This is a genomic window from Chryseobacterium vrystaatense, from assembly GCF_000737765.1.
Lineage (GTDB): Bacteria > Bacteroidota > Bacteroidia > Flavobacteriales > Weeksellaceae > Chryseobacterium > Chryseobacterium vrystaatense.
Genome location: NZ_JPRI01000005.1, coordinates 255,758 through 270,244, shown reverse-complemented (window position 1 = coordinate 270,244; position 14,487 = coordinate 255,758). Strand labels below are relative to the sequence as shown.

Below are 14,487 nucleotides of genomic sequence, written 5' to 3'. Positions count from 1 at the left end.
CATGTCTGCAAAAATACGTCAAATTTATCTTTTTTAAACGTTTGGCAGAGTACGGCAATAGTTTTATATTTGTAGCATGTCAGAAATCATTATTCTGTTCCTCGGCGCGGTTTCAGCCGGTCTTTTAGGTTCACTTACGGGTTTGGGAGGAGGAGTTATCATTATTCCTTTATTGACGCTGGGTTTCGGCGTTCCTATGCATTATGCAATCGGTGCTTCTTTAATTTCTGTAATCGGAACTTCTTCCGGTGCTGCGGTAGCTTTTGTAAAAGAAGGCTTTACCAATATGCGGATAGGGATGTTTCTGGAAATCGGAACTACTGCAGGCGCTATTATGGGAGCTTTACTTTCCGGAATGCTTAATCCCAATACCATCGGGATCATCTTTGCAAGTATCCTTCTATTAACTGTTGTTTTAAATCTTAAAGGAAAACCCGATCATCAGGAGCCTTTAATTAAAGGAAGTCTGGAAGAAAAACTGAAACTGTACGGTACTTTTCCGGACAAAGGAGTTTTAAAAAGCTATTCTGCAAGAAATACAGTTCCCGGATTTTTAATGATGATGTTTGCAGGTGCCATGTCTGGACTTTTGGGAATCGGTTCCGGTGCTCTTAAAGTATTGGCTATGGATAATATGATGAAACTGCCATTTAAAGTTTCTACAACGACGAGTAACTTTATGATCGGTGTCACAGCTGTTGCCAGTGCCCTTATTTATTTTCAGAGAGGAGAAATTATTCCTGTGATCGTAGCTCCGGTACTTATCGGTGTGGTAGTAGGAAGCTTTATTGGATCTAAAACACTGATGGTATCCAAAACGAAGAAATTAAAAGTTTTCTTTGCGATTGTGATCACCATTTTATCAGTATATATGATGTATAACGGTATCAATAAAAGTTTCAGATAATGAAAAAGAATTTTACAGATGTAGATCTGAACCGTTCGGTAGGAAATCTTTTGAGGCTGGGTGTTATTTTATCGGTGATAACGTCATTGGTAGGTTTCATCAAGCTCTTTGTGGAAGGTTTTGAGATGCCTAAAAAATATTCTTCCCTTGATATGGGTTCCTCTTCTGAAAAAGTTTGGGGAATGTTCTGGAGCTCTTTATGCAAAGGAGAAGGTATGGCCATCATCCAGCTGGGAATTCTATTGCTGATCTTTACCCCTTTGGTAAGAATTATTTTCGCTCTGATCGGGTACTTAAAAGAAAAAGACTACGTGTATGTAGTCATTTCCTCTATTGTTCTTGTGATTATGGCAATCAGCTTTTTTACTGGTTACGCTCACTAATTTTTACATTTCATAAAATTCCAGTGGAAGCTGATCAGGATCCTGGGTAAAGAAAAACTCTTTTCCGGTATATTCATCGATGCGGATGGCTTCACAGATAAGGCCTTTCGCTATGAGCTCTTCTCTTTTGGTTCCAACATTTTCCACAGAAAAAGCAAGATGTCTTAAACCACATGATTCGGGTCGGGATGGCCTGGCAGGAGGATCTGGAAATGAGAACAGTTCGATAACGTAATGGTCTCCGATCGCCAGATCAAGCTTGTAAGACTGTCTTTCTTCACGGTATACTTCCCTAATTATATTCAAACCTAGAATTTCAGTATAGAATTTCTTTGACACCTCATACTCTGAACATATGATAGCAATGTGATGGATCTTCATTGTATAATCTTATTTTTTCCTGTTCACAGCTTTTGACGGAATGTCAAAGCCGAAAATCAGATTTCTATTCGTCATTATTTTATCGCTCTGCAGTTTTCTTTTCTTCTTGTATCAATGATATATTGAATTTTCCAGTCATTCTGCTGTTTCACCAACTGAAAACTGTTCGCCCCACAATGTGAAAACTTTCCTTTAAAATAAAAAGAATAAGGGGTAAAAACACTCGCAAGTCCTCCGTCAGAGTGAATAGCATCAATGATAATTTTTTCATCCAGATCATCTTTTGAAAATTTGGAAACAGAAGCAATGAACTCCTGTACATTTTCATTCTTCACCGTTCCGTCTTTAGAAATACTCTGCAAAATAGCATTCTCTGCAAAAGCAGATTTCATCAACTCAGGATCGGCATTCTTCATTCCTAAGAACAGATTACGGATCGGTTTCTCAATTTCCTGATTCTGCTGTCCGAAACAGAAAGTACTGAACAGTAAAGTCGCGATGGCAAGTTTATTCATAGTAATATCAATTAATCTGATCCAATAAAAGTAGGAAAAATATGGTAAACAATTAAAATTTACAAAGTGAATTGAGCTGCATTCTTTAGAAATAGATTATTTTTACCTGTTTATTTAAAATTATGTGGGGAATTTATTTGTTTTTGATTGCATTACTGATCGTGCTAACGATACTGCCTAAAATTCAAAACGCTCATTGGATATTCAGAGTTCCTGAATTCGGAAAAATTCAGATAACTTATGTTGTTGTCATTACTTTTATTATAGGTCTTTTAATTGATCATCCTCACTATTTTTGGTATGGACAGGGACTTTTGCTGGTATTGTTCGTTCATCATGGCGTTACTCTTATAAAATACACTCCGCTGTACCCGGTAAAAAAACACAAACAACAGAATCAGTCTTCTCAAAAACTGCATTTTATCTCTGCTAATGTCTATCAGTTTAATAAGGAATATAACCGGTTTATTCAGCTGATTCAAAAATACAAACCGGAAGTCTTTATGACCATGGAAAGTAATGGGGATTGGGAACAGGCATTGAGCGTGCTTGAAAAAGATTATCCCTTCCATCATAAAGTGACGCTTGAAAATACCTATGGGATGCACTTTTATTCTCAACTTGAGATCAAAAGCGCACAGACCCATTATTTTGTAGCTGATGATATTCCAAGCATTGAAGTTCATCTGAAAACGAAAGACGGTTTTTCGTTTGTATTTTTCGGAGTCCATCCGCCCCCACCCAGTCCTACCGAAGAGGAAACTTCAAAAGAAAGGGATGGCGACTTATTAAGTGCCGCAAAAAGGGTAAAAGATCTAAAAGAACCTGTCATTGTTGTTGGAGATTTTAATAATGTGGCATGGTCAAAATCTTCTATATTATTTAGAAAAACAAGTCATCTGATCGATCCACGAATCGGACATTCTTTTGTATCTACGTTTCACGCGAAATATCTTCTCCTTAGATTTCCGATTGACCTGATGTTTCATAGTGAAGATATTTTCATTAAAGAGCTTAAAACCCTGGAAAATTTCGGTTCAGACCATCTACCTGTCTATTGTGAATTTTTCATTGACCACCATAATGATGAGCAGGAAGAAAAGGTAGAAGAGGCTACCGCCGAAGAAAAAGAAGAGGCAGAAGAAATGATACAGGAAGGTAAAGAAGAAGACGGATATAGAGATGCTGTAGTAACAGAGGGATAAAATTCAATTTTTAACTATAAAAAAAGAGACTGTCTTTCGACAGTCTCTTTTCTATTTTATCTTATTCAAGTTATTAGAATAATTCTTTTCTGATGATGTTCTGACTTCTTTCAGGTCCAACAGAAACTAAGTATACGTTGATTCCAAGATATTTCTCGATGAATTCAATATATTTCTGAGCATTATCAGGAAGTTCGTCGTAGCTTCTTACTTTTGTAAGATCTTCGTTCCATCCCGGTAGATCCTGATAGATTGGCTCGTAGTTGTATAATTTTTCTGTTGAAGAAGTGAAATAATCGATGATTTTTCCGTCTTCTGTTTTATAATGAGTTACAATCTTCAGGTTTTCAATTCCTGTAAGAACGTCTAATTTAGTAATAACAAGGTTATTGATCCCGTTGATCATACAAGCGTGCTTCAAAGAAACAAGGTCTAACCAGCCTGTTCTTCTTGGTCTTCCTGTTGTAGCTCCAAATTCACCACCGATCTGTCTGATTTTTTCTCCCAATTCATTATCCAGTTCAGATGGGAAAGGTCCGTTTCCTACTCTTGTGCAGTATGCCTTGGCAACTCCTATAAGATTTTGAAGTGATGTTGGCGGAACTCCTGCTCCTGTACAAACTCCTCCTGTAGATGGAGAAGATGAAGTTACATACGGATATGTTCCGAAATCGATATCAAGCATTAATGCCTGAGCTCCTTCAAAAAGAACGTTTTTACCGTCTCTTATCGCTTCGTTCAATTCAACTTCAGTATCAACAATTCTGTCCTGAAGCTGTTTTCCAAGCTCTAAAAACTCGTTGTAGATTTCTTCAACGTCTAAAGTCGGTTTTCCGTAATATTTTTCGAAAAGAGAGTTTTTAATTTTTAAGTTTTTCTCAATTTTGTCTCTTAAAATCTCAGGATTTAAAAGGTCGATCATTCTGATCCCTACTCTTGAAATTTTATCTTCATAGCAAGGTCCGATTCCTTTTTTAGTAGTACCGATTTGTGTTCCTCCGTGTTCTTCTTCACGGTAAGTATCCAAAAGAATGTGGTAAGGCATGATCACATGCGCTCTTCTGCTGATAAAAATGTGGTCAGTTTTCAAACCTTTGCTCTCAATCTGTCCAACCTCTTTAATGAAAGATTTTGGGTTTACCACTACACCGTTTGCAATGATACACTTCCCTTTGCACTGTAGAACTCCTGAAGGGAGAAGGTGCAAAACAAATTTCTCTTCACCTACATAAACCGTGTGACCAGCGTTGTCTCCACCTTGGAAACGAACCACATAATCCGATTTAGCTGATAAAACATCCGTGATTTTTCCTTTACCTTCATCTCCATATTGAAGACCTACAACTACGTAAGTTGACATATTTTTCTTTTATTTTAGATTCATGCAAAATTACTTTTTAAAAATAGGGTGGGCAAATTATGAGAGGATTTTATTTTTGGGTGGGTATAAATCATAACTTATCATGATCATAGTATTTTACTTCATCATCACTATATTTGATCTGTTTATAACTATAAAGAGCAGGCAATCTCAAAAACATTATTTTTTATCCGTCTTTTATCTTAAAGGATTTATAATAGAAATCAACAATTAAAATCGTTCAAACAAAAAGTATTTTTTTTGAAGATGATTATATTTTTAGCAATCAGTACTGAAAGTTATATTGTTTTTCAATGGGGCTAAACAGACCATTTTCTCCAGTTCAATGCAAAGAAATACTACTCAACAACTTAGCATATTTTCTTTGATTAAATACCAATAATTGGTATATTTGATTAAAATTAACAAAATGGCAAAAAACACATCCATATTATTGGGAGATTATTTTGACAATTTCATCAGTGAACAAATAAAATCAGGAAAATACTCGTCTGCAAGTGAGGTGATAAGGAACGCATTACGATTGTTTGAATATGAAGAATCTAAGAAAACAGAATTGATCAACGAATTAAAAAAAGGAGAGAAATCCGGATTTGTTGAAAATTTTGACCGTAAAGAATTTCTGAAAAATCTTCATCAAAAACATTCTGCTGACTAATGAATTACAGAATAAGCAAAGAAGCATCCAATGATTTAGAAAAAATATGGTTATATACTTTTGAAAACTGGTCATTAAAACAGGCAGACCACTATTTTGACTTGCTGATGAATGAAATTGAATACTTATCTGAAAATCCCAAATCGGGAAAAGATTATAATAAAATAAGAAAAGGATATTTCCGATCCAGAGTAAAATCGCACTTTATATTTTACAAAATCAATTTGAAAGAGGAAGAAATTGAAATTATCAGAATTCTTCATCAGCAAATGGATATTTCAACCAGATTGGATGACTAGAGTAGAGATTTTAAATTACCTGAAAGTTTCCGATCATCTTTAATGAATTTGATTAATTCTGTATCTTTGATTATTCTCTGAAATAACCAAAGCTATTCCAAACCATGAGATCATCACAAAAATCATCATACCTTTCCCCGTCTCCAAACGCCGAAACAAAGCTCTTCCATACTCTGTTCACTCCTGAAACGATTGCCGTAAAAGCCACTTTGCTGATCATTCACGGTATGCAGGAACACAGCGGAAGATATGCTGAAATCGCCGGTTATTTTGCAGACCTGGGCTTCGCTGTTCTTACGTATGATCATCTGGGACATGGAAAATCAGTGAAGGACAAAAAGGATATTGGATTTTTTCAGCTCGATCAACCGGATGAAAAACTTGTTTCAGATGCTGATGTTATGAGTGACTATCTTATCGAACAATATCCGGATGTCCCGCATTTTGTTCTTGGTCATTCTATGGGTTCATTTGTTATGCGATGCCTGCTTCAAAGAGCAAGCGGTAAATTGAATGGAGCAATTATTACAGGAACAGGCGGTCCTTTGCCCGGTGTCAACCTGATTAAAGGGTATCTCTCATTAGCCAATACCATAGCACCTCATTATCCTACCTATCTTAATACGCTTTTTACAAAGGTTAACAATAAGCATTTTAAAAATGACAATGATTTCAGCGACACAAGCTGGCTGAGCCTGAATCCTGCCAACAGAAAAGCCTTTACTCAAGATGAACTCTGCGGAATTCCTTTTACCAATAACGCTTTTTATACGCTTTTCAGTATTTACAAAAAGGCCACTGCACGAAATTGGGCAGCTCCTATACCAAAGTCCTTCCCTCTCCTGTTTGTCAGTGGACAAAATGATCCGATAGGAGATTTTGGAAAAGGAGTAACAAAAACTGTTGAGAATTTAAAACTTGACGGTTTCAAAGATGTAGAGGTGAAAATATATCCTGAAATGCGCCATGAAATATTGAATGAAGAAATCAGAGAAAATATATTGCATCAAATAGACAACTGGCTTTCAAAGCATTTGTAAACTTTAGAAATTTAAAGATAATGAGAATACACATTTTCGGAGCGTCAGGTTCCGGAGTGACGACATTGGGAAAAGCCTTATCCCAAAAACTTAATATCGAATATTTTGATAGTGATGATTTTTTCTGGCTAAAGACTGATATTCCATTTACTATAAAACAAGATCCCGCAGTAAGAAATACAGTCATTTCTGAAAAACTTAATACCACCGGGCATTGGGTTTTCGGAGGCTCAATTATTCATTGGGGACCAGATGTTTTCCCTCGATTTGATTTGATCGTATTTCTCTACCTTGCCCCAAACATAAGATTAGAAAGAATAAGAAAAAGAGAGCATGAAAGATATGGTGATGAAATGATCATCAATCCTGAAAGAAAGGATAAGTTTGAAAAATTCATGGATTGGACAAAAGACTATGACAACAATACAGGTATTGCCAACAGAACTTTACATGCCCACCGGGAATGGTTATCGACTATAAACACTCCCCTGCTTGAATTATCAGGTAATGATGATGTTCAGCAAAAGATTAAAATGATTCTCGATAAAATAGATGAGGAAAAGTTATATTTAAAATAATATGACATGATCATGATATGGCAAAAAAATAAACCTCGTAGATTTTGGAAACCTACAAGGTTTAAATTAAAAATCAGACTAAAATAATCTCTTTCTCTATACCAATTTCATTCAAAAAAATCTCATCGTGGGAAATCACCAGCAAAGTTCCCTGATAATCTTTAATGGAATTCGTCAGAATCTCTACGTTTTGCAGATCCAGATTATTTGTCGGTTCATCCAGAATTATCACATCAGGTGCCTTACTCCTTATAGAAAGTCCGCAAAGAAGTATTCTAAGGCGTTCTCCTCCACTCAATACGTCACATTTTTTATCCCATGATTCTTTTCCGAATAAAAATCTGGACAACATTGTTTTTACTTCAGATTCCTGTAATGCATTATCATTAAATTTTTGAGCAAAATCTTCAATACTTAAATCTTTATCAATCAATGAATATTCCTGATCAATATAAATAGTATTAAAATCCGATTTTATAATTTCCCCTACAGATGGTATCAAATCACCAAGCAGCAATTTTATCAATGTTGTTTTCCCGGAACCATTGGAACCTTTAACAGAAATTCTATCACCACTTCGAATTTCAAAACTGAGATTTTCTGTCCAGAGATTTTCTTCACTATATTTAAAATTAATTTCCTCTGCCGAAATCAAAACTTTTCCGGAATGCAGTTCTGAATCATTAAAACTCACTTTCATCTGGTCAACATTTCTTACCGACGAACGCAGGTCCCGCAAATCACCTGAAATATCATTGATTTTATCAGCATGGATACTTTTCAACTTGGAAGAATTTTTTTCAGCATTATTTCTGAGGGTATTCATCATAATTCTCGCAACGCCCGATTTTTCCTGCTTTCCTTTCCCTCTTGCATCAAGCTTTTGCTTTCTTTCCAGTGTTTCACGTTCCTTTTCTTTTGCCTTCTTCAGCGCCCGTGCTTTTGAGTGAATATCGTTTTGCAAAGCTTCATTTTCGATTTCTTTTTGTTCAGCATAAAAATCATAATTTCCGCCATAGGTAGAAATTCCCTGATTGCTTAATTCAAATAGAGTGTCAACGAGATGAAGCAAACTTCTGTCGTGGCTTACGATCACAACAGTGGCATTTATTTTCTTTATAAAATCATGCAGTAGATTTCTGCTTTCCAAATCGAGATGATTCGTAGGTTCATCAAGTAAAATAATCTCAGGCTGATTGATTTGAATTCCAGCCAGAAAAACTTTAGTCTTTTGTCCTCCACTCAAACTTTCCAATGTTTGATCTAAATCTAATTGAGCAAGTCCCCAATGTTCTAAAGCAACTTTACAGCGTTCTTCAATATCCCAATCATCATTTAGTGTTTCAAAATACACTTCCCCCACTTCTCCGTTTGTGATTTTATAAAGTGCATCTAATTTTTTGTCGATTTTTAAACATTCTGCGACTGTCAGGTTATTGAAATTCCCAAACATCTGCGGAACATAGAAAACATCACCCTGAATATGGACATTCCCATTCAAGGGTTCAATTTCATCAGCGATGATTTTCAGCAGGGTGGATTTTCCCATGCCGTTACTTCCGACCAAGGCCGATTTTGTATGGGGTTGTATCGTTAAATAAATAGAATTAAACAGGAGGTCTCCTCCCGGAAACCCGTAGGATATATTTTGCAGTAAGATCATTATTTCTCTCTTAGTAATGGTTAGACATCAGCAACACATCGGTTACTGTTTGGTAAAATCGAAAAGAAATTAAATCCTACATGCTTATATAACTGGGTTTTGGAAATACAAAGATAGCAAATTCTTATTTATCATCCTTTCCTGATAAAAAACATATCACCCTTTTCAATGTTTCAACAGCGGACACCGTTGTCCGGATCAGAATTCCCCTTTTTCAGAAGGGTGACAGATCACAGATTTGAAGGGGTCATTTCATGTTTTTTATGCCTATTATTTTGGGTGCATCACGTTTAAATAGTCCATTATAAAATCTGGAATAAAAGTAGAAAAGATTTTAATCAAAAAACCGTAACTTTGCCGACTACTAAAATTTTTTATGGAAAGCATTAAAGTTCACGACAAAACTTTCGTTCCTTATCTGAAGGAAACCGAGATTCAGCAAATTGTAAAAGAAACAGCTTTAAAGATTTATGAAGATTACAAGGATGAAGTTCCTGTTTTCATCGGGGTTCTGAACGGAGTGATCATGTTCTTCTCAGATCTTTTAAAACACTATCCGGGCGAATGCGAAATTGCTTTCATCCAAATGAGTTCTTATGTGGGAACGGAATCTACGGGGATCGTTTACCAGAAAATGGAACTGACTAAAGATGTAAAGGACCGTCATATCATTATTGTGGAAGACATCGTAGATACAGGAAACACCGTTGAGAGTCTTTTCAAATACTTCACTGAAACACAGCGTCCGAAATCTGTAAAACTGGCTTCTTTCTTACTAAAGCCTGATGTTTACAAAAAAGATTTCAAGCTGGATTATATCGGAAAAGAGATTCCAAATAAATTTGTCCTTGGTTACGGACTTGATTATGATGAGATAGGAAGAAACCTTGCCAATCTGTATCAACTGGAAGAGGGACAGATCAACCATTAATTACTGCTACTAGCTTTTGGCTATTAGCCATTAGCTTTCAATATTAAATCGAAATAAAGTAAATATTAACTAAAAAAGCTAAAGGCTAAAAGCGTATTGCTTAAAGCTGCAGGCGAATCAACATTATGATAAACATTGTTCTGTTCGGCCCTCCAGGAAGTGGAAAAGGAACACAAGCTCAAAACCTGATCGAAAAATTCAATTTGAAACAGATTTCAACAGGTGATCTTTTCAGATACAACATGAAAAATGATACTGAGCTTGGAAAACTGGCTAAGTCTTACATCGATAAGGGACAATTGGTTCCGGATCAGGTAACAACAGATATGCTGATCGACGAGCTTAGAAAACCGACTGATACCAACGGATTTATCTTTGACGGTTATCCAAGAACTACAGCTCAGACAGAGGCGTTGGAAAAAATCGTAGATGAGGAACTGAACGACAAAATTGATATCTGCCTGTCCTTGGTGGTAGAAGATAAAACTTTGGTGGAAAGACTTCTGAAAAGAGGTGAAACCAGCGGAAGATCTGATGACAGCAATGTAGAGATCATTGAAAACAGAATTAAAGAATATTATACTAAAACAGCAGAAGTAGCCGAACTTTACAAGCAGCAGGGAAAATATGTTGAAGTAAACGGTGTAGGAGAAATTGGAGAAATTTCTCAAAAACTCTTCGCTGAAGTAGAAAAAATTAAATAATCGGGATACGGGGTACGGGATTGGAAAAATTCGAGTCCCGTATTCTGCAACCCCAATACATATTATATGTCTAACTTTGTAGATTACGTAAAGATCCATTGTAAAAGCGGACACGGAGGTGCTGGTTCTGCCCACCTTCGCCGTGAAAAATATATTCCTAAAGGTGGTCCGGATGGAGGCGACGGAGGTCGTGGCGGACACGTCATCATGAGAGGAAATTCTCAGGAATGGACTTTACTACCACTCCGATACACCCGCCACATCAAAGCGGATCGTGGTGAAAACGGAGCAAAAAACCAGCTGACCGGTGCTGACGGTTCTGATATTTATATTGATGTTCCTATTGGAACTATCGCTAAAAATGAAGAAGGAGAAATTATCGGCGAAATTCTTGAAGACAAGCAGGAAATCATCCTGATGCAGGGAGGAAAGGGAGGGAAAGGAAACGAACATTTCAAATCTTCTACCAATCAGACTCCAAGATATGCTCAACCGGGAATGGATGGTGATGAAGGCTATGTTGTTTTCGAACTTAAAATTTTGGCCGACGTTGGTTTAGTTGGTTTTCCAAATGCAGGAAAATCTACACTTCTTGCTTCTGTATCTGCTGCAAAACCTAAGATCGCGAATTACGCATTTACAACACTGACCCCCAATCTTGGTATCGTAGATTACAGAAATTACAAATCATTTGTAATGGCTGATATTCCGGGAATTATTGAAGGTGCTGCCGAAGGAAAAGGTTTAGGACACAGATTCTTAAGACATATTGAAAGAAATTCAATCCTTTTATTCTTAATTCCAGCTGATTCTGAAAGTCATTTTCAGGAATTCAAAATTCTGGAAAATGAATTAACGGAATACAACCCTGAACTTTTGGACAAAGATTTCATCCTTTCTATTTCAAAATCTGACCTTTTGGATGATGAGCTGAAAAAAGAAATCGCTTCTGAATTCCCAGAGAACAAACAACCTTTGTTTTTCTCCGGTGTTACAGGAGAAGGCCTCGTAGAACTGAAAGATGCAATCTGGAAAAAACTTCACGGATAAAAGATGATACACTCCTTAAAGAAAATAACAGCACCCGCTGTTATTTTTGTTTCATTTCTTCTACCTGCCTCAGCATATGCTCAGGATGGCGACTCATTCGTGGAAACATCCCAATCCGATGAACCGGCGCCTTTAAACGACAAGGCGTTTTTCAGGTATGAATTTAATAAAAGGTTAAAGTACAAGGTGACGTACGATAAGGTCGCTGATGAGGGTAAAAGTAATGAGGTGAATGAGGATGTTGATTACTATACCAATGAAACTGATTTCTCTGTTTTAGCTTTTAACAATAGCAGAAACGGTTTTATCTATAATTTAAAAAAAGAGACCAATCCTGTATTGCCAGTTCTGATCAAAGACGAAAAGAAAGAGATCAAGCCCGAAAATTTTGATTATTTCAAAGGCGATATCCCTCTTGAGTCTGAAATTGCCGACATCAAAAAAAGAAAGAAAGCAAAAACAGAACATATCTTAGAACTGGTAGAAAAGAGAGAGGAAAATGAGCTGGTTCATTATAAGTATAACCTTATTCTTAATCATAAAGGAAAAACAAATCTGGGAATTATTGAACTGGACATTACAAACAGTGATCAGGATTTCAACAACAATATTCTGTATGATATGGAGCCTCTGTTTTTTAAAAATAAAATACAGTTTGATAAAGGACAGATAAAAAGCTATTCTTATTATAATTCTGCGAAAAAAAGGACAAAGTATTATGAGTCAAAGAATAATGAGTCTGTACTTTTAAGATTATCATTTACTAAAGGGTGCTGTGTTTCATCTTTGGAGTAATTTCAATACCCAGCTTCTCTATAATTGGAATAGTTATTGAAACAACCCACTGAAACCCTCCACTATGAAATACATACTAAGCCTTTGTGCATTTATATTATTATTTTCCTGCACAACACAAAAAACAGATTCAAAATATACTACAATTGAATATAAGGCAGGTGCCTGTTTCGGATCATGCCCTATTTTTACAATGACCATTAATCCGGACAGAACAGCTGTACTGGAAGCTGAACATTTCAATTTTTCGAAAAATTTTTCGAAAGGTGAATTTTCAGAACCCCGGGAAGGTACTTTTAAAGGAGTGATCAAAGAAGCTGATTATAAAAAACTTGTTGCTCTCCTTAATGGCCTTGACGTTAAAAACCTTAAAGACAAGTATGGATCAAGGAATATCACTGATCTTTCGACCTCATACTTAAAAATAAACCTTACAGACGGAACTTCCAAAAATGTGGAAGACTACGGCAAAAGAGGAAGTGAAAAACTGCGGGAAGTTTATATGTTCATTGAGGACCTGAGACATAACCAACAGTGGGCAAAAGTAAAATGATCCGCTTAAAAATATTTAGACTACCTTTGCATCGTATAATTCCTTCACATTGAGGGAATTTTATTTTAAATTAAAAAAAACAGTTCATTTGAATTTTACAGACCTAAACTTAATAGAACCTATTGCAAAAGCAATTCAGGAACAAGGGTATACGAACCCTACGCCCATTCAGGAGAGATCTATCCCTGAAATCTTAAAAGGCAGCGACTTTTTAGGATGTGCACAGACAGGAACAGGAAAAACAGCGGCGTTTGCTATTCCTATTCTGCAGAATTTATCAAAAAATAAGACCAAAAATAATCATATAAAAGCCCTGATCTTAACGCCAACAAGAGAACTTGCTATACAGATCGAGGAAAATATTAATGCATACGGAAAATATCTTCCGCTAAAACAACTCGTTATTTTCGGAGGTGTAAAGCAGGGAAATCAGGAAGCTGCCCTGAGAAAAGGCATCGACATCCTGGTAGCAACCCCGGGAAGACTTCTTGATTTTATCGCTCAGGGAATCATCAGCTTAAAGAACATTGAGATTTTTGTTCTTGATGAAGCAGACAGAATGCTTGATATGGGTTTTGTACATGATGTAAAAAGAGTCATTAAACTTCTTCCTCAAAGAAGACAGACGCTGTTCTTTTCAGCGACAATGCCTTCTGAAATCCAGAAACTGGCCGATTCTATTTTAAATAACCCTGTGAAAGTAGAAGTAACTCCGGTCTCTTCCACTGCAGAAACCATCAAGCAGTCGGTTTATTTTGTAGATAAAGAAAACAAACTGGACCTCCTTTCTCATATTTTAGAGAATGATATTTCAGATTCTGTACTGGTATTTTCCAGAACAAAACACGGTGCAGACAAAATTGCGAGAAAACTTCAGAAAGACAATATCTCAGCAGAAGCTATTCACGGGAACAAATCTCAAAATGCGAGACAGAATGCCCTGAATAATTTTAAAGCCGGAAAAACAAGGATTCTGGTCGCTACAGACATTGCTGCAAGAGGTATTGATATTGATGAACTGAAATATGTAATCAATTTCGAACTTTCCGACGTTTCTGAAACTTATGTTCACAGAATCGGAAGAACAGGGAGAGCAGGAGCTGAAGGATCTTCGATCTCTTTTGTAGACAGTCTTGATCTTTTAAACTTAAGAAATACAGAAAAACTGATCGGGAAGAAAATTCCTATTATAAAAGATCATCCATTCCATACGGATAATCTTGTAGCTCAGAAAAGAGATTCCAACAACAAGCCTATGTCAGGAGGAGGAGAAAGAAGACCACAAAGGTCTCCGAAACCTCAGAATAACAGCAATAAGCCTGCAGGCAGTACACCTACCGGGTTTAAGAAGCCTAAGAATAAGAATTTCACAAGAAAAAAATAATACTAAGCCCTTTCAATCGAAAGGGCTTTTTTTAGGTCTGTATCAATAATTTCTTCGTAT

At 36.3% G+C, this 14,487-nt stretch carries 17 protein-coding genes; 13 read left to right on the top strand and 4 right to left on the bottom strand.

Translation table 11 applies throughout. The annotated features are described in order from the left end of the window. Nucleotides 1–76: 76 nt before the first annotated feature. Nucleotides 77–907: a sulfite exporter TauE/SafE family protein gene (locus IW16_RS15430; RefSeq protein WP_034728950.1), complete on the top strand. Its 831-nt coding sequence runs from the start codon at nt 77–79 to the stop codon at nt 905–907. Continuing rightward, a complete protein-coding gene (locus IW16_RS15425; RefSeq protein WP_034746064.1) occupies nt 907–1,290 on the top strand; it encodes a DUF1634 domain-containing protein in 384 nt (127 codons plus the stop codon). The genes IW16_RS15430 and IW16_RS15425 overlap by 1 nt, the downstream gene beginning before the upstream one ends. Nucleotides 1,291–1,293: 3 nt before the next feature. Here the strand turns inward: IW16_RS15425 and gloA2 are convergent, their stop codons facing one another. Together gloA2 and IW16_RS15415 are read right to left on the bottom strand one after the other, a co-directional pair. Then, nucleotides 1,294–1,671, bottom strand: a complete 378-nt coding sequence (gloA2, locus tag IW16_RS15420) for an SMU1112c/YaeR family gloxylase I-like metalloprotein (protein WP_034746061.1) — start codon at nt 1,669–1,671, stop codon at nt 1,294–1,296. A gap of 74 nt (nt 1,672–1,745) precedes the next feature. After that, on the bottom strand, nt 1,746–2,186 hold the full coding sequence (locus tag IW16_RS15415) for a nuclear transport factor 2 family protein (protein ID WP_034746058.1): 441 nt from the start codon (nt 2,184–2,186) through the stop codon (nt 1,746–1,748). A gap of 122 nt (nt 2,187–2,308) precedes the next feature. Between IW16_RS15415 and IW16_RS15410 the strand changes: the two genes are divergently transcribed. Continuing rightward, the gene (locus IW16_RS15410; RefSeq protein WP_034746055.1) at nt 2,309–3,391 is read left to right on the top strand and encodes an endonuclease/exonuclease/phosphatase family protein; all 1,083 of its coding nucleotides are present in this window, start codon (nt 2,309–2,311) and stop codon (nt 3,389–3,391) included. A gap of 73 nt (nt 3,392–3,464) precedes the next feature. Here IW16_RS15410 and IW16_RS15405 read toward each other — a convergent pair whose 3' ends face one another. After that, a complete protein-coding gene (locus tag IW16_RS15405; RefSeq protein ID WP_034728930.1) occupies nt 3,465–4,751 on the bottom strand; it encodes an adenylosuccinate synthase in 1,287 nt (428 codons plus the stop codon). A 430-nt stretch (nt 4,752–5,181) separates the two neighbouring features. Between IW16_RS15405 and IW16_RS15400 the strand changes: the two genes are divergently transcribed. The 4 genes from IW16_RS15400 to IW16_RS15385 all read left to right on the top strand — a co-directional run bounded on the left by IW16_RS15400 (nt 5,182) and on the right by IW16_RS15385 (nt 7,347). After that, the gene (locus IW16_RS15400; RefSeq protein WP_034746052.1) at nt 5,182–5,430 is read left to right on the top strand and encodes a type II toxin-antitoxin system ParD family antitoxin; all 249 of its coding nucleotides are present in this window, start codon (nt 5,182–5,184) and stop codon (nt 5,428–5,430) included. After that, nucleotides 5,430–5,729, top strand: coding sequence for a type II toxin-antitoxin system RelE/ParE family toxin (locus tag IW16_RS15395; RefSeq protein WP_034746049.1), 300 nt, complete (start codon nt 5,430–5,432; stop codon nt 5,727–5,729). The genes IW16_RS15400 and IW16_RS15395 overlap by 1 nt, the downstream gene beginning before the upstream one ends. Before the next feature lie 104 nt (nt 5,730–5,833). After that, on the top strand, nt 5,834–6,769 hold the full coding sequence (locus IW16_RS15390; RefSeq protein ID WP_034746046.1) for an alpha/beta fold hydrolase: 936 nt from the start codon (nt 5,834–5,836) through the stop codon (nt 6,767–6,769). 20 nt (nt 6,770–6,789) lie between these two features. Further along, complete coding sequence (locus IW16_RS15385; protein ID WP_034746043.1) at nt 6,790–7,347, top strand: AAA family ATPase; 558 nt, start codon at nt 6,790–6,792, stop codon at nt 7,345–7,347. A 73-nt stretch (nt 7,348–7,420) separates the two neighbouring features. Here the strand turns inward: IW16_RS15385 and IW16_RS15380 are convergent, their stop codons facing one another. Beyond that, nucleotides 7,421–9,010 (bottom strand): ABC-F family ATP-binding cassette domain-containing protein, encoded by a 1,590-nt coding sequence (locus IW16_RS15380; protein ID WP_034746041.1) that lies wholly within the window; start codon nt 9,008–9,010, stop codon nt 7,421–7,423. A 376-nt stretch (nt 9,011–9,386) separates the two neighbouring features. Here IW16_RS15380 and IW16_RS15375 point away from each other — a divergent pair, with 376 nt between their 5' ends. From IW16_RS15375 to IW16_RS15350, 6 genes are all read left to right on the top strand, one after another. Then, nucleotides 9,387–9,941 (top strand): phosphoribosyltransferase, encoded by a 555-nt coding sequence (locus IW16_RS15375; protein ID WP_034746038.1) that lies wholly within the window; start codon nt 9,387–9,389, stop codon nt 9,939–9,941. Between the two features lie 125 nt (nt 9,942–10,066). Continuing rightward, complete coding sequence (locus IW16_RS15370; RefSeq protein ID WP_034746035.1) at nt 10,067–10,645, top strand: adenylate kinase; 579 nt, start codon at nt 10,067–10,069, stop codon at nt 10,643–10,645. A gap of 66 nt (nt 10,646–10,711) precedes the next feature. After that, complete coding sequence (obgE, locus tag IW16_RS15365) at nt 10,712–11,695, top strand: GTPase ObgE (RefSeq protein WP_034746032.1); 984 nt, start codon at nt 10,712–10,714, stop codon at nt 11,693–11,695. A gap of 3 nt (nt 11,696–11,698) precedes the next feature. Continuing rightward, entirely contained in the window at nt 11,699–12,490 is a 792-nt protein-coding gene (locus tag IW16_RS15360) for a hypothetical protein (protein WP_034746029.1), read from the top strand. A gap of 64 nt (nt 12,491–12,554) precedes the next feature. Beyond that, on the top strand, nt 12,555–13,043 hold the full coding sequence (locus IW16_RS15355; protein WP_034746025.1) for a DUF6438 domain-containing protein: 489 nt from the start codon (nt 12,555–12,557) through the stop codon (nt 13,041–13,043). 88 nt (nt 13,044–13,131) lie between these two features. Beyond that, entirely contained in the window at nt 13,132–14,427 is a 1,296-nt protein-coding gene (locus tag IW16_RS15350) for a DEAD/DEAH box helicase (protein ID WP_034746326.1), read from the top strand. The last annotated feature ends 60 nt before the right edge of the window (nt 14,428–14,487 follow it).